The organism is Pantoea sp. X-Soil-ISGK-285, assembly GCF_059730815.1.
In genome coordinates, this window is sequence record NZ_AP035938.1 from 3904326 (window position 1) to 3923628 (window position 19303).

Consider the following 19303-nt stretch of genomic DNA (forward strand, 5'->3'; position numbering starts at 1 on the left):
AAAATGTAACATTATTTTTACACAAGCAGCCTTTCAGCCTCTCTTCCCCCGATTCCCGTTATTCCTTACTGCATAATAAATCGCTAAATTTCAGCGGATTAAATAATTCCGCACGGTTCATATCCATTCCGTCGTTGCACCAGTATGGGGCTTTTCAGCAACATGCCATTTCCGTTAACCCACTGACTTAACACTAAAAAATCCCTAATACGCCGCTGGCCCTGATGATTAATTCTTATGCTGAATCATTTCTGCATTTAAAAAATAAACAAATGTTTAATTCAGATGCGAGAATGTTATATTCAGATGACAAAGCATAACGTGCAGTTAACGCGTTATTACCGCTTTAACCCTATACCTGAGACTTAACCTTTGAGAAATAGCGCAACGCGCTCGTAAGAAGCGTGACTATTTCGCCTGCAAAACTGTTGGGCTTCAGGTCAACAGAAGAGGAGATGTCGCCTCATGTGCAATTCAGCTGTAAACCTTGCGCTCGCGATGAGTGCCATGGCAAAGGACACCACTACTACCGCGCAGGAGCGCAAAGACGTTGACGTGCTGCTGATTGGCGCAGGTGTGATGAGCGCCACCCTTGGCGCGTGGCTGCAGGATTTAGAGCCGGACTGGTCCATCGAAATGGTGGAGCGGCTGGATAGCGTGGCCGAAGAGTCGTCTAACGGCTGGAATAACGCGGGCACCGGTCATGCGGCGCTGGCAGAGCTGAACTATACGCCTCAGCAGGCGGATGGCAGCATCGACATCTCTAAAGCGGTGACGATCAACGAATCGTTCCAGATTTCCCGCCAGTTCTGGGCTTATCAGGTCCAGAAAGGCAACCTGCGCAACCCTAAAAGCTTTATTCACAGCACGCCGCACATGAGCTTTGTCTGGGGTGACGACAATGTCGACTTCCTGCGCAAGCGCTTTAAGGCGCTGCAGAAAAGCACCCTGTTCCGTGGCATGGCCTACTCCGAAGATCCGCAGCAGATTGCCCGCTGGATCCCGCTGGTGATGAATGGCCGTGACCGCAGCCAGAAAGTGGCCGCGACCTGGACGGAGATGGGCACCGATGTGAACTTCGGTGAAATCACCCGTCAGCTGATCGCCTCATTAGAGAAGAGAGCGAATTTCCAGCTGCGTCTGCGCCAGGAAGTGCGTGAGCTGAAGCAGCTCGCCGACGGTCGCTGGCAGGTGACGCTGCAGTGTCTGAACAGCGGCACGCGTCGCACACTGACGGCGGGTAGAATATTTATCGGTGCTGGCGGCGCAGCGTTACCGCTGTTGCAGAAGGCTGGCATCCCGGAAGCCAACGGTTACGCTGGTTTCCCGGTGGGCGGTTCATTCCTGGTAACGGAAAATCCGCAGGTCGTCGCGCAGCACATGGCCAAGGTCTATGGCAAAGCCAGCGTCGGTGCGCCGCCGATGTCCGTGCCGCACGTCGACACCCGCGTGCTGGATGGCAAGCAGGTGCTGCTGTTTGGCCCGTTCGCCACCTTCTCGACTAAGTTCCTGAAGCAGGGTTCGCTGATGGATATGTTCACCTCACTGAACAGCAGCAATATGCTGCCGATGGTGAAAGTGGGGCTGAAAAGTTTTGATCTGGTGAAATACCTGATGGATCAGGTGCTGCAAAGCGATCGCGACCGGATGGACGCCCTGCGCGCCTATGTGCCGCAGGCGAAGCAGGAGGACTGGCGCTTAGTGACTGCCGGTCAGCGTGTGCAGATCATCAAGAAAGATGAAAAAGAGGGCGCCGTGTTACGCCTGGGCACCGAAGTGGTCGCCTCACAGGATGGCTCGATTTCAGCACTGCTGGGTGCATCGCCTGGCGCTTCTACGGCGGCACCGATCATGCTGGAGCTGCTGCACAAGGTCTGTCCTGAGCAGATGGCTTCGCCGGAATGGCAGAACAAAATCCGTACGGTGATCCCATCCTGGGGACGTAAGCTGAACGGCGACGTAGCGCTGACAGAGAAAGTGTTAGCCGAAACCAGCCGGATTCTGCAGCTCGACTATTCGCCGGTTACCCCGATGGCAGCAAACGATGAAGGACGTGAAACCGCGTTCGTCGTCGGCAAATAATTCAGCGCCATTGATAAAAAGGCTCCGCACTTGCGGGGCCTTTTTTATTGGTCGGTTACCTGGTCGATCCGGGCATTCTCTATTAGGGTTAAGGCATCTTTTAGCTGCACGATCAGGAGGAAACTGCATGTCTTACTCCCCTGCTTCACCGGAATTCACGCTGCTCGACCGCTACTGGCGGGCCGCGAACTACCTCTCCGTCGGACAAATTTACCTGATGGATAACCCGCTGTTGCGTGAGCCACTCAGGCCTGAACACATTAAACCGCGTCTGCTGGGTCACTGGGGCACTACGCCAGGCCTGAATTTTATCTATGCCCACCTCAACCGCGTTATCCGTAAGCAAAACCTGGATATGATCTACATCTGCGGACCAGGACATGGCGGCCCCGGCATGGTGGCGAATACCTGGCTTGAGGGCAGCTACAGCGAGATTTATCCGCACATCACGCAGGATGCGGCGGGCATGCAGCGTCTGTTCAAACAGTTCTCCTTTCCGGGGGGCATTCCCAGTCACGCGGCACCGGAAACGCCTGGCTCGATTAATGAAGGCGGTGAGCTGGGCTATTCACTCTCCCATGCGTTTGGCGCGGCCTTCGATAATCCCGAACTGGTTGTACCCTGCGTGATTGGCGACGGCGAAGCGGAGACCGGTCCACTGGCCTCCAGCTGGCACGGCATCAAATTCCTGAATCCTGAACGTGACGGCGCGGTCCTGCCGATTCTGCACCTCAATGGCTACAAAATAGCCAACCCGACGCTGCTGGGTCGCAGCAGCGATGAAGATTTGCACCAGTTGTTCAGTGGCTACGGCTATGAGCCGCTGTTCGTCTGCGGGCATGAGCCTGAAAAAATGCATCCGCTGATGGCGGAGGCGCTGGATAGTGCCTTCAGTAAAATCGCCGCTTATCAGCGCGAGGCGCGCCAGGGCAAAGCCACCACCGGGGTGCCGCGCTGGCCGATGATTATTCTTCGCAGTCCCAAAGGCTGGACCGGTCCGAAAACGGTCGACGGCAAGAAAGTGGAGGATTTCTGGCGGGCGCATCAGGTGCCGGTCGCGGCCTGTCGTGAAGATGAAGGACATCGCCAGATCCTTGAGACGTGGATGCGGAGTTATCAGCCAGACGACCTGTTTGATGAACAGGGTCGCTTAAAGCCGGAACTGCAGGCGCTGGCACCGGAAGGTGATAAACGCATGGGGTCTTCGCCTTATGCCAATGGCGGCCTGTTGCGCCGTGAGCTGGATGCGCCTGAACTCGCGGAGTTTGCCTGCGATGTCAGCGAGCCAGGCGCACAGATGGCGCAGGCCACTGAGCATCTGGGCCGCTACCTCAGCGTGCTGTTCCAGCGCAACCGCGATAATTTCCGCCTGTTTGGCCCGGATGAAACCGCCTCTAACCGCCTGACGCCGGTCTTCGACGTGACCAGCCGTACCTGGCTGGAACGTACTGAGCCTTACGATGAGCAGCTGGCGCGTGATGGCCGGGTGATGGAAATTCTCAGTGAGCATCAGTGTCAGGGCTGGCTTGAGGGCTATCTGCTGACCGGCCGCCACGGGCTGTTTAACTGTTATGAAGCTTTTATTCACATCGTCGATTCGATGTTTAACCAGCACGCCAAGTGGCTGAAAGTGTCGCGTAAACTGGGCTGGCGTAAGCCGATCTCGTCGCTGAACTATCTGCTCTCTTCGCACGTCTGGCGACAGGATCACAATGGCTACAGCCATCAGGATCCTGGCTTTATCGATCACGTTGCCAATAAAAAAGCGGACATTGTGCGCATCTATCTGCCGCCCGATGCCAATACGCTGCTGTGGGTTGGCGATCACTGCCTGCGCACCTGGGACCGCATCAATGTGATTGTGGCGGGCAAGCAGCCTGCGCCGCAGTGGCTGGATATGGCGAGTGCGGTAACCCATTGTGAAGCGGGCATGGGCGAGTGGCGCTGGGCGGGCACCACCCCAGAGCATGAGGAGCCGGATGTGGTGATGGCCTGTGCCGGTGATGTGCCGACCATGGAGACGATGGCGGCGGTGGATCTGCTGCGCGGTATGCTGCCCGAACTACGTATCCGCGTGGTGAACGTGGTCGATCTGCTGGCGCTGCAGCCGCAGGATCAGCATCCGCATGGCAAATCTGATGCGGAATTCGACGCGCTGTTTACTCAGGATAAACCGGTGATCTTCGCCTTCCACGGCTATCCGACGCTGATACATCGCCTGACCTATTCGCGTACCAACCACCGCAACTTCCATGTTCGCGGCTTCAATGAAGAGGGAACCACCACCACGCCATTTGATATGACGGTGCTGAACGAGCTTGACCGCTATCATCTGGCGCAGGAGGCGATTCTGCGCGTGCCTGGCCTGGCCGATGCGCATCCTGAACTGCTGGACGATCTGCAGGAGCGCATCGCTGAGCATCATCGCTATGTGCGAGAACACGGTGAAGATGTGCCGGAGGTGCAGAACTGGAAATGGCCGTCGGCCACAGCACCAGGTGCACCCGATTAAGCGGCCAGCAAGGCGTCGGTCAGCATCCAGATGGTAGTCGCCACCAGCGACAGCGCCATCAGGCTGTTGAATAACTGACGCTTCCAGGCAACCTGCAGATGGCTGCGCAGGCGATCGCCCAGCGCAGCCCAGATCAGAATGCAGGGCAGGTTCAGCAGCATAAAGCCGATCATCACCGTCAGCACGCCGCTGCTGGCGCTGTACAACAGCGCCACATTGGTCGCCATCAGCCAGGCTTTGGGATTGATCGCCTGGAAACAGGCTCCGCCCAGCAGCGTCATGGGCTGCGGCTTGCTGCGCACTTCAGGTGCTGCCGCACGGAAAATCTTCCACGAGAGCCACAACAGATAGGCACAGCCTGCCAGCGTCAGCGGCAGGCGAATCGCCGCCATCCAGTGCAGTAAGACCTCCAGTGCGACGCCGGCGATCACCGTTTGCAGCGCACAACCTACCAGTATGCCAAACACCATCGGCAGCGTGCGGCGCATGCCGAAATTGACGCCTGAGGTCGCCAGCAGCAGATTGTTCGGGCCTGGCGTAATGGACATGACGGTAACGTAACTGAAGAAAGAGGGATCGAGCATGGTGACTCTCCTGAAAACAGACAGAGTTCTATGCTACGGCGGCAAAAGGGATGGTAACAGTGACACAAAATCACTATTGTTATGGTTACAATTCCCGTTAACAGCAATTGTACCCATCCAATCCGGAGGCTACTGTGTCCCTTGCTCCTACTTCCGATCAGCCGCTCTATCAGCAGCTGGCAGACAGCTTCGCTGAGGCTATCCATCAGGGCACGCTGAAACCTGGCAAACGCCTGCCGGCGATCCGCCGCGTCGCCCAGTCACATCAGGTCAGCGTCAATACGGTACTGAATGCCTGGCAGTTGCTGGAAGATCGCGGGCTGATTGAGGCGCGTCCCCAGTCGGGCTATTACGTGCGCGGCGTGTTGCCCGCCGTGACCCGCCATGGTCAGCATAAAACCCGGGTACGCGACCCCAGCAGCAGCAAGCTCGACCTGATCGATAAGGTATTTGCGGCGCAGAACCATCCCGACTACATCAATATTTCCCTGGCCTGCCCCCAGGATAGCGAGCTGTTTCCTGCGGCGCGTATTGCCCGGATTACCGCCTCACTGCTGCGCCGTCATCCGAACATGATTGGGCGCTATGCGCTTCCGCCCGGTAGTGAGCGCTTACGGGAGGAGATTGCGCGACGGGCGCTGCACGCCGGACAGACGCTCACCGCCGATGAGATCACCCTGACCCACGGCTGCATGGAGGCGCTTCAGCTGGCGCTGCGGGCGGTCACGCAGCCCGGCGACTGTGTCGGACTGGAGTCGCCGACCTACTTTTTCCTCTTCCCGCTGCTGGCTTCACTGGGCCTTAAGGCGCTGGAAATCCCCACCGATCCACAGCATGGGCTGTCGCTGGATGCGCTGGAGATGCTGCTTCAGGAGCAGCGAATTAAGGCGCTGATTGCGATGCCGAGCGCGCAGAACCCGCTGGGCTGCGGCATGTCGCTGGAGAACAAGAAGCGGCTGGCGAAGTTAGTGAATACTTACAACGTTCCGCTGATAGAAGATGGGCTGTATGACGAGTTACAGTTCGACTGGCCGCTCTCGCCCGCGGTAAAAGCCTTTGATCGCGACGGCTGGGTGATCTACTGCACCAGCTTCACCAAAACTGTGGCACCCGATTTCCGTATTGGCTGGACCGCCGCTGGCCGTTTTCATGATGCGATTGCCCGACTGAAAGCGGTGTCGTCGATGGCAGAATCCGCCCTGCTCTCTGAAACGCTGGCGGAGTTTCTTGCTTCCGGCGGTTATGACCACCATCTGCGCACGCTGCGCCGTCGCTACGCGGCCAACCTGGATGAGGCGCGGGGGCTGATCGCCCGCTACTTCCCGGAGGGCACCCGCGCGACGCTGCCGCGCGGTGGCTTCGTCTTCTGGGTCGAGTTACCGGGCGGCGTAAATACCACCGAGATGTTTGATCGGCTGCTGCAGGAGCAGATTTGCGTCACGCCCGGCGCGCTCTATTCGCTGAGCGAGCGCTACAACCATGCACTGCGCCTCTCCTGCTGCTATCCGTTTGATGCGCGCTACAGCTGGGCGATCAGACGCGCGGGCGAAATCGCCTGTGAACTGGCGGGAGTATCCTGCGGCGAGGCTCAGGGTGTACCGTTGCGGCCCCAGACGGTATAGCCGTGGCGTTCAGTCAGGCGTTCGTAATAGGTGCGTACCGCTGGATAATCAGGGTGTTCGAGCGGCGTTTCAAACCAGCGGTTCACCGCCAGACCAATCGGAATGTCTGCCAGCGTGAAATTACGTCCGGCAACGTAGCGACCGGTTTTTTCCAGCTGCTGATTGAGAATGCTCATGGTGTGTGCCCAGCCTTTGCTGGCCGCGGCCAGCAGACGTGGATCCTGATGAGCCGGTGAATTTCGCACCAGCGACATAAATGCGTAGCGCCATGAGGTGTTGAGTTCAGTGGACTGCCAGTCCATCCACTGATCGACAGGCGCACGCGTTTGCGGATGATGAGGATAGAGCCACTCGCCGCCATAGGCGTTCGCCAGATAGCGCAGGATGGCGTTGGATTCCCACATCACAAAGTCATCATCTTTCAGTACCGGCACCATCGCATTGGGGTTGAGTGCCATGAATTCGGGCAGGTGCGTTGAGCGGAATCCGTCGCCCCACTCTTCGCGCTGGTAATCAAGGTCAAGCTCGTCACACAGCCATAATACTTTGCGCACGTTGATTGAGGAGGCGCGTCCCAGGATCGTTAGCATTCACAGTCTCCGGTAAAATCTTTAACTTATTGATAACGCTGTTAGCTGTTATAAGCAATCATCCGGCAGAGAAAAGGCCGCACTGAACCCAATCGCAAGGAGTCATCATGAAGGTCGCGTTTAAGCAAGTCGATGTGTTTACCTCAGCAGCCTTTAATGGCAATCCGCTGGCGGTGATTATGGATGCTCAGGGGTTGAGCGACAGCCAGCTGGCGGCGATTGCCCGCTGGACTAACCTGTCGGAAACCACCTTTGTGCTGCCGCCACAACATGAAGAGGCGGACTACCGGGTGCGTATTTTTACCGTGGAAGGCGAACTGCCGTTTGCCGGTCATCCGACGCTGGGCACCGCACACGCGCTGCTGGAGGCGGGCTGGCCAACCCGTACGCCGGGCGAAATCGTGCAGGAGTGCGGCGTCGGTAACGTGACGGTGAAGATTAATGAGACGGGCGGACTGGCCTTTGCCGCGCCTGCTGCCACCCTGATGCCATGGCAGGATGCGCTGATGGGTAACGCCTTAAACAGCGATGCGTTCGATTTGACGCAAAGCCCCACCGTGGTGGATATGGGTATCCGCTGGCTGCTGGTGCCAATGGTCAGCGCCGAGGCCGTGCTGGCGCTGCAGCCCAATGTCAGCGATTTGCAGCGCCTGATTAAACATGCGGGTGTCTCGGGCGTGATGCCTTTTGGCCGTTTGCCCTCGGGCGAGCATGAACAGTATGAAGTGCGTGGCCTGCTGGTGGAAAATGGCAGCCTGACCGAAGATCCGGTGACCGGCAGCGCCAACGCCTGTCTGGCGCGGTATTTTGCAGCCGCAGGCCATACCACCTCCTATCGCGTGCGTCAGGGTACTGCTCTGCAGCGTGCCGGTCGGGTGAACGTAACCTTTAATGGTGAGACCATCTGGATTGGCGGTAATACTGTTACCGTCATCGATGGCACCATTACGCTGTAAAAGGCGGCGACGTCGCGGGGTGCTTTCCGCGACGCCACCAGCGGTTAAATCCCCTGCCCGCCTGAGGCTTCAATACGCTGAGCGGTGATCCAGCCGGTTTCGTCACTGAGGATCGCGCTGATGGCGTCGCCGATATCATCCGGCAGTCCGACCCGGCCCAGCGCCGTCAGCCCGGCAATCTGATGGTTAATCTCGGGGGTATCGCGCACCCGGCCACCGCCAAAGTCGGTCTCTATCGCGCCAGGTGCCAGTATATTGACGCGAATGCGCCGTTCGCCCAGCTCCTTCGCCTGGTAGCGCGTCAGTACCTCCATCGCCCCTTTCATCGACGCATAGGTCGAGGAGCCAGGATAGATCAGCCGGGTCAGACCGCTGGAGATATTCAGGATGCGGCCGCCGTCGTTGATCAGCGGCAGCAGCTTCTGGGTCAGGAAGTAAGGCCCTTTGAAATGCACATTAACCAGCGCATCAAATTCCGCCTCGGTGGTGTCGGTAAATGGCTTGTAGTGTCCGTGTCCGGCGTTGTTCACTAAATAGTCAAAGCGCTCACGCTGCCATTGCTGTTGCAATGCCTCTTTCACCTGCCCGACAAAGCGATCGAACTGACCGGTTTCGCCGACGTCCAGCGCCAGCGCCACTGCACGTCGTCCCAGCGCCTCGATCTCCTTCACCACCGTCTGTGCCTCATCGGCATGGCTGCGGTAAGTCAGGATAATGTCTGTCCCCCTGGCCGCCAGTTTCAACGCGCCATTACGGCCTAAACCGCGGTTTGCACCGGTAATTAACGCCACTTTCTGATTCATCTCTCGCACCTGTTGAAAAATTGAACACAGGTTAAGGATATTCGCGAATTATTGATCTATAAACAGTGTTAAATGCGCATCACTGTTTCAATAAAAACAACAATCGGTGAACAACATGGACAAAATTCACGCAATGCAGGTGTTTGTGCGGGTGGCCGAAATGGGCAGTTTTACCCGCGCGGCAGAGAGTTTAGGCGTTCCCAAAGGCAGTGTTTCGCGGCAGATACAGGCGCTGGAGAATCAAATGGCAACACGTTTGCTGCATCGCACCACGCGCAGGGTGCAACTAACCCAGGACGGGTTGGTCTATTACGATCGCTGTCTGGATTTATTGTCGATGATTGACGATATGGACAGCCTGTTCCAGCACGAGCCTGCCTCGCTCAGCGGTAAACTCCGGATTGATATGTCTGTGGCCATGGCCACCAGTTTTATCCTGCCACGGCTGCCGGAATTTTTGCAGCACTACCCCGGCGTAGAGATTGAGCTGAGCAGCAGCGACCGTCAGGTGGATGTGATCCGGGAAGGGTTTGACTGCGTAATCCGCGTCGGTGAGCTCAAAGATTCTGGCCTGATTGCGCGAAAAATTGGTACCCATACCTTGATCAACTGCGCCAGCCCTGGCTACCTTTCGCGTTTCGGCATGCCGATCCGGCTGGAAGAGCTGTCGCAGCATGCGATGGTGCATTACAGCCAGCAACTGGGTCAGGCCTCACCGGGTTTTGAATATTTTGATGGCAGGCAGTGTCACTATGTTCACACCGGCGGTGTGGTCACCGTGAACAGCACCGAAACCTATCGCGCCGCCTGTCTGGCGGGGTTAGGCATTATTCAGGTGCCAGCCGCCGGGATTCAGACATTACTGGAAAGAGGCGAGCTGGTAGAAGTGCTGCATCGCTTTCCCGCCAGACCGATGCCGATCCACCTGCTCTATCCGCACCGGCGCAATGTGGCGCGTCGCGTGCGGGTTTTTATGGAGTGGCTGAGTCAGGTGTTACAGGAGTACGTCACCTGAGCGGCTATACTTTGATTTTAATGATAAACAGGACAGTGAAGGTCTATGACAGACAAGCAGGAAAACCCACAGGATACACAGCCGCAAAAGCCACTTATCGATATTAAAACCGGCAACGAGACGGTTGATCATTCGATAGTGCGCGTGTCGCGTTTTGCCGCCTGGTTTCAGGCGATCCCGGCAGTGGCGCATTTTATTCGCGCCCTTGACCGCTTTAACGATCGGCTCGGCAGCCAGTTTGGCGCGGCCATTACCTATTTCTCTTTTTTATCGCTGATCCCCATTCTGATGGTGTCGTTTGCCGCCGTGGGTTTTGTGCTGGCATCGAACCAGGATCTGCTGACCGATATCATCAACAAAATCGTCAGCAGCATCAGCGACCCGACGCTGGCCACCACGCTGAAGAATACGGTAAATACCGCCATTCAGCAGCGTGCCACCGTGGGTATTACCGGTTTACTGCTGGCGCTCTACTCCGGTCTTAACTGGATGGGTAACCTGCGCGAAGCGATTCGTGCCCAGTCGCGCGACGTGTGGGAACGCAAACCGGATGACAAAGAGAAGATCTGGAAGCGTTATATTCGCGATTTCCTGTCGCTGACCGGTCTGATGCTGGCGCTGGTGATTACGCTGTCGCTGACCTCGGTAGCCGGTTCGGCGCAGGCAATGATCGTCAGCGCACTGGGGCTGGATGGCATCGACTGGTTACGGCCCGCCCTGACCATTATCGCCACCTCGATTTCCGTTATGGCTAACTACCTGCTGTTCCTGTGGATTTTCTGGATCCTGCCGCGTCATAAGCCGCGTAAGAAAGCACTGTTCCGCGGCACGCTGCTGGCGGCAATCGGTTTTGAGGTGATCAAGTTTGTGATGACGCTGACGCTGCCGAAGCTGGCGACCTCGCCTTCCGGTGCGGCCTTTGGTTCCGTGCTCGGCCTGATGGCGTTTTTCTACTTCTTCGCCCGTCTGACGCTGTTCTGTGCGGCGTGGATCGCCACCGCCAAATATAAAGACGACCCACAAATGCCTGAAGCGGGCAGCGCGTCACGACACAAATCATCGTAATCCGTTAACAACAGCGGAAAATATTACCCCTCGGCTATTTTTTAACCAGATAACAGGATGAATAGCTGAGGGGTCACTTTTATTTAGCCCTTTCGTAGAGTATCCCGCCAGATATCGTCCGGATTACCCCGGTATCACCCGACATTCGTCGCACCTCAGAAATTATCCTCTTTTTGCCCGCTGAAGCCAGACGCGGCGCGGGTTTTCTTCATTGAATGCGCTCTGGCAGATGCGTAAGATTCTTTGTCTGTATTTACAAATAAGAAACAGTTATGCAAGCCTCCCTCACAGACACGCTCGACAAACAGCAGGATCCCACGCCGGTTAACTCACGCAGTAAAGTGGTGATTGCCTCGCTGGTCGGAACGGCCATCGAGTTCTTCGACTTTTATATTTATGCCACTGCTGCGGTGATTGTTTTCCCGCACATTTTCTTCCCGCAGGGTGATGCCACGGTCGCGACGCTACAGTCGCTGGCCACCTTTGCTATCGCCTTTATCGCGCGTCCGATTGGCTCCGCCGTGTTTGGTCACTTTGGCGATCGCGTGGGTCGCAAAGCCACGCTGGTTGCCTCGCTGTTGACCATGGGAATCTCTACCGTGGTGATTGGTTTGCTGCCCGGCTATGAAACCATCGGCGTGATGGCTCCGCTGCTGCTGGCGCTGGCGCGTTTTGGTCAGGGACTGGGACTGGGTGGTGAATGGGGTGGCGCGGCGCTGCTGGCGACGGAAAATGCCCCGTCGAAGAAGCGTGCGCTTTACGGTTCCTTCCCTCAGCTGGGTGCGCCGATTGGCTTTTTCTTCGCTAACGGCACTTTTCTGCTGCTTTCGTGGCTGCTGACCGACGAGCAGTTTATGCAGTGGGGCTGGCGCGTGCCGTTTATTCTCTCCGCCGTGCTGGTGCTGATTGGCCTGTATGTGCGCGTTTCGCTGCATGAGAGTCCGGTGTTTGCCAAAGTACAGAAAGAGAAGAAGCAGGTTCGGGTGCCCATTGCGGCGCTGCTGAGTAAGCATCTGACTGCCACCATTCTCGGCACCTTTATCATGCTGGCGACCTATACGCTGTTCTATATCATGACCGTCTATTCGATGAGCTACGGCACCACGGCAGCACCGGCCGGTCTGGGTATTCCGCGTAATAGTATGTTGTGGATGCTGATGCTGGCGGTGATTGGCTTTGGAGTGATGGTGCCGATTGCCGGTTTGCTGGCTGACCGTTTTGGTCGCCGCAAGACGATGATTACCATTACGCTGATGATTATCGCGTTTTCGTTCCTGTTCCCGGCGATGCTCGGTTCCGGATCGCAGGCGCTGGTGATGGCATTTCTGTTGCTGGGTCTGAGCATTATGGGCCTGACCTTTGGTCCGATGGGCGCCCTTCTGCCGGAGCTGTTTCCGACCGAAGTGCGTTATACCGGCGCATCGTTCTCTTATAACCTCTCATCGATTCTGGGTGCCTCTGTTGCGCCTTATATCGCGACCTGGCTGAATGCGCATTATGGTTTGCAGGCGGTGGGACTTTATCTGGCGTCGATGGCCGTGCTGACGCTGATTGCATTGCTCGCCTGTAAAGAGACGCGTAATCAGACGCTGTATGACGTTTAATCCGGCTGGATGAAGGTCAGTGAAAACCCGGCGGCTGCCGGGTTTTTTTATGGAGCAGGCTCACAGAGTACAACCGCTCTGAAGGGCTAAACAATATCAGGCGACAGGCTCAGGGAGCATACGCCTTAAGCGGGTTAGCTTTCTGTTTGAAAAAACCGGACCTCGCTGAAAGGCGTATTGATATTGGCAGCAATAAAGAAGCTTAAGGGCACAGGGAATACGGTCAGAAGAGGAAAGCGTCCCGCGCCAGGGACAAAAACGCCGGGAGCGTTTTTGAACAACGCAAAGCGTTGGCCCGGAAACGGGCGCACCTCAGGGATGAGGTGCGTAATCGCGCGGGCCGAGCATGCCATGGATGGCGGTTTTGCGTCTTTCCGATCTGACCGTATTCCATGTGCCTGCACTGTCTCACAGCAGTGCAGGCACTAACTTACAATCGGCCTTGCCTGGTATGGTTCACCAACAAAAAACCCCGGCAAGCCGGGGTTTAATTTGCTGAAAACTGTGATGACGGTAATTAGCCCGCGACAGCGATACGCTTCATGTCGGTCATGTAGCCACGCAGCTTACGGCCAACGGTTTCAATCGGATGCTGGCGAACCGCTTCGTTAACGTCACGCAGCTGCGCGTTATCAACCTGCGTGCCTTCAACCGCTTTACCCAGATCGCCTGGCTGCAGCGTGGTCATGAACTCTTTCAGCAGCGGCACCGCGGCGAAGGAGAACAGGTAGTTACCATATTCGGCGGTATCGGAGATCACCACGTTCATTTCATACAGGCGCTTACGGGCGATGGTGTTCGCGATCAGCGGCAGCTCATGCAGTGATTCGTAGTAAGCAGACTCTTCAATGATGCCGGCGTCCACCATGGTTTCAAACGCCAGCTCAACGCCCGCTTTAACCATCGCAACCATCACCACACCTTTGTCGTAGTACTCCTGCTCTTCGATTTTGCCTTCATACTGTGAGGCGGTTTCGAACGCGGTCTGGCCGGTCTCTTCACGCCAGGTCAGCAGGTTTTTATCATCATTGGCCCAGTCCGCCATCATGCCGGAAGAGAATTCGCCGGAGATGATGTCATCCATGTGTTTCTGGAACAGCGGTGCCATGATGGTTTTCAGCTGCTCTGACAGCGCATAAGCGCGCAGTTTAGCCGGGTTAGAGAGGCGATCCATCATCAGTGTGATGCCGCCAAACTTCAGTGATTCGGTGATGGTTTCCCAGCCGAACTGGATCAGTTTTTCTGCATAAGCCGGGTCAGTGCCTTCAGCCACCAGCTTGTCGAAGCAGAGCAGTGAACCAGCCTGCAACATGCCGCACAGGATGGTCTGCTCACCCATCAGGTCAGATTTCACTTCAGCAACGAAAGAGGACTCCAGCACGCCAGCACGATCGCCGCCAGTTGCTGCTGCCCAGGCTTTGGCAATCGCCATGCCTTCGCCTTTTGGATCGTTTTCCGGGTGAACCGCGATCAGCGTCGGTACACCAAAGCCACGTTTGTACTCTTCACGAACTTCTGTACCCGGACACTTCGGTGCCACCATCACCACGGTGATGTCTTTACGGATGCTTTCGCCCACTTCAACGATGTTGAAACCGTGCGAGTAGCCCAGCGCAGCGCCATCTTTCATCAGCGGCTGAACAGCCTGAACTACAGCGGAGTGCTGCTTGTCTGGCGTCAGGTTAACCACCAGATCAGCCTGCGGGATCAGTTCTTCGTAGGTGCCCACTTTGAAACCGTTATCGGTCGCTTTGCGCCATGAAGGGCGTTTTTCCGCAATTGCTTCAGCACGCAGTGCATAGGCCACATTCAGACCGGAATCACGCATGTTCAGACCCTGATTCAGGCCCTGCGCACCACAGCCAACGATAACGACTTTTTTGCCTTTCAGGAAACTGGCACCATCCGCGAATTCATCGCGTGCCATGAAACGGCACTTGCCTAATTGCGCCAGCTGGTTGCGCAGGTTCAATGTGTTGAAATAGTTAGCCATGGGTACTCCGGTAAGGTTGTGTTTGCTTTTTTTGTTCAGGAACGGCGTGTCATGCAGCGCCGCGAATGACCCCATCATATGACAGGAATTCTGTTGCTTAAATTGATATATTAACAACGTCACATTGCAATAAATGCAACACCACCCAGAGGCGACGCGCACATGGATTTACGGGATCTGAAACTGTTTCTTCATCTGGCAGAAAGCTGCCACTTCGGGCGCACTGCGCGTGCTATGCACGTCAGCCCTTCCACGCTGTCACGCCAGATCCAGCGGCTTGAAGAAGATGTCGGCCATGCGCTGTTTCTGCGCGATAACCGCACCGTGACGCTGACAGAAGCGGGCGAACGCCTGCGCCAGTTTGCCCAGCAGACGCTGTTGCAGTATCAGCAACTGCGCCATGTGATGGATCTTAACGGTCCGTCGCTCAGCGGCGAGCTGCGCCTGTTCTGTTCGGTGACGGCGGCCTACAGTCATCTGCCGCCCATCCTGGACCGCTTTCGCGCTGAACATCCGCAGGTCGAAATCAAACTGGATACCGGCGATGCTGCGGATGCGGTGGAAAAAGTGCACTCCGGCGATGCCGATCTGGCCATTGCCGGCCGTCCTGAAACGCTGCCTGCCAGCATTGATTTTATGCCACTGGGGCTGATCCCGCTGGTGCTGATCGCGCCTGCACTGCCCTGTGCCGTTCGTACCCAGGCAACACAGCCGCATCCCGACTGGTCAAAAATTCCGTTTATCCTGCCGGTGCAGGGACCGGCACGGCGACGTATCGATCTCTGGTTCCGCCGCCAGCGCATCCCGAATCCGGTGATTTACGCCACGGTCTCGGGGCATGAGGCGATTGTTTCGATGGTGGCGCTGGGCTGCGGTATTGCACTTTTGCCGGATGTGGTGCTGGAAAACAGCCCGGATCCGGTGCGTAACCGCGTGCTGCTACTGGAGAATATTGACTCGGTTGCGCCGTTCGAACTCGGCATCTGCGTGCAAAAAAAGCGGCTCGGAGAGCCGCTGATCAGTGCTTTCTGGAGCCAGCTGTAATCAGTTGCCTGACAGGAAGAAGCGGAACGCCGGGTTCTGGCTTTCGTCATGAAAGTCGTAACCCAGATCGGTGAGATGCTCTTCGAAGCGTGGCTCATCGCTGCCAAGTTCAAAAGCGGCCAGCACACGGCCATAATCGGTGCCGTGACTGCGGTAATGAAACAGCGAGATATTCCAGTGGGTGCCCAGCGTTTGCAGGAACTTCAGCAACGCGCCGGGTGCCTCCGGGAATTCAAAGCTGAAGAGGCGTTCACGCAGTGGTTTGGAAGGACGTCCGCCCACCATGTAACGCACGTGCAGTTTCGCCATCTCATCATCTGAGAGATCGACCACCTGATAACCGCCGCTGGTGAGCTCGCTGATGATCTCGCTGCGCTCTTCCACGCCACGCGTCAGTCGTACGCCAACAAAGATGCAGGCTTTGTCCGCATCGGCGTAGCGGTAGTTGAACTCGGTAATCGACCGTCCGCCCAGCGTCTGGCAGAAGCGCAGGAAACTGCCCTGCTGTTCCGGGATCGTTACGGCCAGCAGCGCTTCTCGCTGTTCGCCCAGCTCGCAGCGCTCAGAAACGTAGCGCAGGCCGTGGAAATTGACGTTGGCCCCGGATAACACATGCGCCAGCCGCTCGCCTTTGATCCCGTGCTGCTGGATATACTTTTTCATGCCCGCCAGCGCCAGCGCGCCAGAGGGCTCCGCCACAGCACGGACATCTTCAAACAGATCTTTCATTGCGGCACAAATGGCATCGCTGTCGACGGTGATGATGTCATCGATGTATTCCTGACAGAGCCGGAAGGTTTCGGTGCCAATCCGTTTCACCGCCACCCCTTCGGCAAACAACCCGACGCGCGGCAGATCGACCGGATGACCCGCCTCCAGCGCTGCTTTCAGGCAGGCTGAATCTTCTGACTCCACCGCAATCACTTTGATTTGCGGCATCAGCTGCTTGATCAGCACCGCGACGCCGGCTGCCAGACCTCCACCGCCAACCGGGACAAAGACCCGGTCGAGATGCGCATCCTGTTGCAGCAGCTCCATCGCCAGCGTGCCCTGTCCGGCAATGACGGCCGGATGGTCAAACGGCGGCACGAAGGTGTAACCGCGCTGTTCAGAGAGTTCTATCGCTTTGGCTTTCGCCTCGTCAAAGTTGGCCCCGAACAGGAAAGCCTCACCGCCAAATGCGCGCACCGCATCAACCTTGATGTCTGCCGTCGCCAGCGGCATCACAATCAGTGACTTGATGCCCAGCTTAGTGGCAGAAAGCGCCACGCCCTGCGCATGGTTACCGGCTGATGCCGTCACCACACCGCGCGCTTTCTGCTCTTCGTTCAGACCGGCAATCATCGCGTAGGCACCGCGCACCTTAAAACTGTGCACCGGCTGGCGATCTTCCCGCTTCACCAGAATGGTGTTGCCGAGACGCGATGAGATTTTTTCCATAACCTGCAGCGGCGTCACCTGTGCCACTTCATACACCGGTGAACGCAACACTGCGCGCAAATACTCGGCGCCACAAGGCGCCTCGGGTAGCGGTTGAGACTCGGCCATTGTTAGCCTCCCAGCTTGCTCTTATCGCGGACGGCGCCTTTGTCAGCACTGGTCGCGAGTAATGCGTAGGCACGCAGCGCAAAGGAGACTTCACGCTGACGATTGACCGGCGTATACGCCGCATCGCCACGTGCCTGCTGCTCTTCACGACGGGCGTGCAGTTCGTTATCCGGTACGGCGAGTTTGATACCGCGGTTAGGGATATCGATTTCGATGGTGTCGCCATCTTTGACCAGCGCAATGGTGCCGCCGTTGGCTGCTTCAGGCGAGGCGTGACCGATAGAGAGGCCCGACGTACCGCCAGAGAAACGACCATCGGTGATCAGCGCGCAGCTTTTGCCCAGCCCCATCGATTTCAGATAAGTGGTCGGATAGAGCATCTCCTGCATGCCTGGCCCGCCTTTTGGACCTTCGTAGCGAATGACGACCACATCGCCCGCAACGACTTTGCCGCCCAGAATCGCTTCAACGGCGTCATCCTGGCTTTCATAGACTTTGGCCGGACCGGTGAAGGTCAGGATCTCTTTGTCTACGCCTGCGGTTTTTACGATACAGCCATCTTCTGCGATGTTGCCGTAGAGCACGGCCAGACCGCCATCCTGCGAGTAAGCATTTTCATGGGTACGGATACAGCCTTCGGCACGGTCATCATCCAGCGTGTCCCAGCGGCAGTTCTGTGAGAACGCCTGGGTGGTACGAATACCCGCCGGACCCGCGCGGAACATATCTTTTACCGCCTGATCTTTGGTCAGCATGATGTCGTACTGATCCAGCGTTTCACGCATGGTCTGCTGCAGGATATTACGGGCGCTGCTGTCGAACAGGCCGGCACGATCCAGCTCGCCGAGAATGGCGAACACGCCACCCGCGCGATGCACATCTTCCATATGGTATTTCGGAGTGCTTGGCGCCACTTTACAGAGCTGAGGCACTTTGCGTGACAGGCGATCGATGTCGGAGATATTAAAGTCGATATCGCCTTCCTGTGCGGCTGCCAGCAGGTGGAGCACGGTGTTGGTGGAGCCACCCATGGCGATATCCAGCATCATGGCGTTCTCGAAAGCGGCCTTGTTCGCGATGTTACGCGGCAGCATGTTGACATCATCCTGCTCGTAATAGCGCTTGGTCAGGCTTACGATGCGCTTACCGGCATTGATGAACAGCTCTTTGCGATCTGCGTGCGTAGCCAGCAGTGAACCGTTGCCAGGCTGCGACAGACCGAGTGCTTCAGTCAGGCAGTTCATCGAGTTGGCGGTGAACATACCGGAGCAGGAGCCGCAGGTCGGACAGGCAGAGCGTTCGATCTGCTCGCTGTCGGCATCGCTGACGTTCGGGTTGGCACCCTGAATCATCGCATCTACCAGATCCAGCTTGATGATCTGGTCAGAAAGCTTGGTTTTACCCGCTTCCATCGGTCCGCCTGAAACGAAGATCACCGGAATATTGAGGCGCAATGACGCCATCAGCATACCCGGGGTGATTTTGTCGCAGTTAGAGATGCAGACCATGGCGTCAGCACAGTGGGCGTTGACCATGTACTCGACCGAGTCAGCAATCAGCTCACGCGACGGCAGTGAATACAGCATGCCGCCATGACCCATGGCAATACCGTCATCCACCGCAATGGTGTTGAACTCTTTAGCCACACCGCCTGCCGCTTCGATCTGCTCGGCGACAAGTTTACCAAGATCACGCAGGTGAACGTGGCCCGGCACAAATTGGGTGAATGAGTTAACCACAGCGATAATCGGCTTGCCGAAATCGTCGTCGGTCATTCCTGTCGCGCGCCATAAGGCACGGGCACCCGCCATATTGCGGCCGTGGGTGGTGGTGGCGGAACGGTACTTAGGCATACTCTATTTACTCCAGTAAGAATAAGCTCGCG

General features: G+C 57.0%; 14 protein-coding genes. 8 read left to right on the plus strand and 6 right to left on the minus strand.

The genetic code is table 11. The annotated features are described in order from the left end of the window. The first annotated feature begins 465 nt into the window (after nucleotides 1-465). Nucleotides 466-2082: a malate dehydrogenase (quinone) gene (gene mqo / locus AC6I8B_RS18465; RefSeq protein WP_033780913.1), complete on the plus strand. Its 1617-nt coding sequence runs from the start codon at nucleotides 466-468 to the stop codon at nucleotides 2080-2082. A gap of 127 nt (nucleotides 2083-2209) precedes the next feature. Beyond that, nucleotides 2210-4594 (plus strand): phosphoketolase family protein, encoded by a 2385-nt coding sequence (locus tag AC6I8B_RS18470; RefSeq protein ID WP_022623957.1) that lies wholly within the window; start codon nucleotides 2210-2212, stop codon nucleotides 4592-4594. Here AC6I8B_RS18470 and AC6I8B_RS18475 read toward each other — a convergent pair. Next, a complete protein-coding gene (locus tag AC6I8B_RS18475; RefSeq protein ID WP_064691004.1) occupies nucleotides 4591-5178 on the minus strand; it encodes a LysE family translocator in 588 nt (195 codons plus the stop codon). The two genes, AC6I8B_RS18470 and AC6I8B_RS18475, sit on opposite strands and share 4 nt — an antisense overlap. A 134-nt stretch (nucleotides 5179-5312) precedes the next feature. Here AC6I8B_RS18475 and AC6I8B_RS18480 point away from each other — a divergent pair, with 134 nt between their 5' ends. Continuing rightward, the gene (locus AC6I8B_RS18480; protein ID WP_089414959.1) at nucleotides 5313-6800 is read left to right on the plus strand and encodes an aminotransferase-like domain-containing protein; all 1488 of its coding nucleotides are present in this window, start codon (nucleotides 5313-5315) and stop codon (nucleotides 6798-6800) included. Here AC6I8B_RS18480 and AC6I8B_RS18485 read toward each other — a convergent pair. Continuing rightward, the gene (locus AC6I8B_RS18485; RefSeq protein ID WP_010253536.1) at nucleotides 6767-7390 is read right to left on the minus strand and encodes a glutathione S-transferase family protein; all 624 of its coding nucleotides are present in this window, start codon (nucleotides 7388-7390) and stop codon (nucleotides 6767-6769) included. The genes AC6I8B_RS18480 and AC6I8B_RS18485 overlap by 34 nt on opposite strands. A 107-nt stretch (nucleotides 7391-7497) precedes the next feature. Here AC6I8B_RS18485 and AC6I8B_RS18490 point away from each other — a divergent pair, with 107 nt between their 5' ends. Next, nucleotides 7498-8346 carry a PhzF family phenazine biosynthesis protein gene (locus AC6I8B_RS18490; RefSeq protein ID WP_010253539.1) on the plus strand — a complete coding sequence of 283 codons (849 nt, stop codon included), beginning with the start codon at nucleotides 7498-7500 and terminating at the stop codon, nucleotides 8344-8346. A 44-nt stretch (nucleotides 8347-8390) separates the two neighbouring features. Here the strand turns inward: AC6I8B_RS18490 and AC6I8B_RS18495 are convergent, their stop codons facing one another. Beyond that, nucleotides 8391-9149, minus strand: coding sequence for an SDR family NAD(P)-dependent oxidoreductase (locus tag AC6I8B_RS18495; RefSeq protein WP_010671464.1), 759 nt, complete (start codon nucleotides 9147-9149; stop codon nucleotides 8391-8393). 115 nt (nucleotides 9150-9264) lie between these two features. Here AC6I8B_RS18495 and AC6I8B_RS18500 point away from each other — a divergent pair, with 115 nt between their 5' ends. The 3 genes from AC6I8B_RS18500 (at nucleotide 9265) to AC6I8B_RS18510 (ending at nucleotide 12833) form a co-directional block, all read left to right on the plus strand. Then, nucleotides 9265-10164, plus strand: coding sequence for a LysR family transcriptional regulator (locus tag AC6I8B_RS18500; protein WP_010253546.1), 900 nt, complete (start codon nucleotides 9265-9267; stop codon nucleotides 10162-10164). Between the two features lie 45 nt (nucleotides 10165-10209). Beyond that, entirely contained in the window at nucleotides 10210-11229 is a 1020-nt protein-coding gene (gene yhjD, locus AC6I8B_RS18505; protein ID WP_010671463.1) for an inner membrane protein YhjD, read from the plus strand. A gap of 272 nt (nucleotides 11230-11501) precedes the next feature. Then, complete coding sequence (locus AC6I8B_RS18510; protein ID WP_497817541.1) at nucleotides 11502-12833, plus strand: MFS transporter; 1332 nt, start codon at nucleotides 11502-11504, stop codon at nucleotides 12831-12833. 517 nt (nucleotides 12834-13350) lie between these two features. Here the strand turns inward: AC6I8B_RS18510 and ilvC are convergent. After that, nucleotides 13351-14826, minus strand: coding sequence for a ketol-acid reductoisomerase (gene ilvC / locus AC6I8B_RS18515; protein WP_157353985.1), 1476 nt, complete (start codon nucleotides 14824-14826; stop codon nucleotides 13351-13353). A gap of 162 nt (nucleotides 14827-14988) precedes the next feature. Here ilvC and ilvY point away from each other — a divergent pair, with 162 nt between their 5' ends. Then, nucleotides 14989-15870 (plus strand): HTH-type transcriptional activator IlvY, encoded by an 882-nt coding sequence (gene ilvY, locus AC6I8B_RS18520; protein WP_157353988.1) that lies wholly within the window; start codon nucleotides 14989-14991, stop codon nucleotides 15868-15870. Here the strand turns inward: ilvY and ilvA are convergent, their stop codons facing one another. Beyond that, nucleotides 15871-17418 (minus strand): threonine ammonia-lyase, biosynthetic, encoded by a 1548-nt coding sequence (gene ilvA / locus AC6I8B_RS18525; RefSeq protein ID WP_033759172.1) that lies wholly within the window; start codon nucleotides 17416-17418, stop codon nucleotides 15871-15873. A 2-nt stretch (nucleotides 17419-17420) separates the two neighbouring features. Beyond that, nucleotides 17421-19271, minus strand: a complete 1851-nt coding sequence (ilvD, locus tag AC6I8B_RS18530) for a dihydroxy-acid dehydratase (protein WP_033766560.1) — start codon at nucleotides 19269-19271, stop codon at nucleotides 17421-17423. Between the last annotated feature and the right edge of the window lie 32 nt (nucleotides 19272-19303).

Coding starts and splice junctions, on each gene's coding strand:
- mqo (WP_033780913.1), top strand. CDS start 466: ATGTGCAATTCAGCTGTAAACCTTGCGCTCGCGATGAGTGCCATGGCA.
- AC6I8B_RS18470 (WP_022623957.1), top strand. CDS start 2,210: ATGTCTTACTCCCCTGCTTCACCGGAATTCACGCTGCTCGACCGCTAC.
- AC6I8B_RS18475 (WP_064691004.1), bottom strand. CDS start 5,178: ATGCTCGATCCCTCTTTCTTCAGTTACGTTACCGTCATGTCCATTACG.
- AC6I8B_RS18485 (WP_010253536.1), bottom strand. CDS start 7,390: ATGCTAACGATCCTGGGACGCGCCTCCTCAATCAACGTGCGCAAAGTA.
- AC6I8B_RS18490 (WP_010253539.1), top strand. CDS start 7,498: ATGAAGGTCGCGTTTAAGCAAGTCGATGTGTTTACCTCAGCAGCCTTT.
- AC6I8B_RS18495 (WP_010671464.1), bottom strand. CDS start 9,149: ATGAATCAGAAAGTGGCGTTAATTACCGGTGCAAACCGCGGTTTAGGC.
- AC6I8B_RS18500 (WP_010253546.1), top strand. CDS start 9,265: ATGGACAAAATTCACGCAATGCAGGTGTTTGTGCGGGTGGCCGAAATG.
- yhjD (WP_010671463.1), top strand. CDS start 10,210: ATGACAGACAAGCAGGAAAACCCACAGGATACACAGCCGCAAAAGCCA.
- AC6I8B_RS18510 (WP_497817541.1), top strand. CDS start 11,502: ATGCAAGCCTCCCTCACAGACACGCTCGACAAACAGCAGGATCCCACG.
- ilvC (WP_157353985.1), bottom strand. CDS start 14,826: ATGGCTAACTATTTCAACACATTGAACCTGCGCAACCAGCTGGCGCAA.
- ilvY (WP_157353988.1), top strand. CDS start 14,989: ATGGATTTACGGGATCTGAAACTGTTTCTTCATCTGGCAGAAAGCTGC.
- ilvA (WP_033759172.1), bottom strand. CDS start 17,418: ATGGCCGAGTCTCAACCGCTACCCGAGGCGCCTTGTGGCGCCGAGTAT.
- ilvD (WP_033766560.1), bottom strand. CDS start 19,271: ATGCCTAAGTACCGTTCCGCCACCACCACCCACGGCCGCAATATGGCG.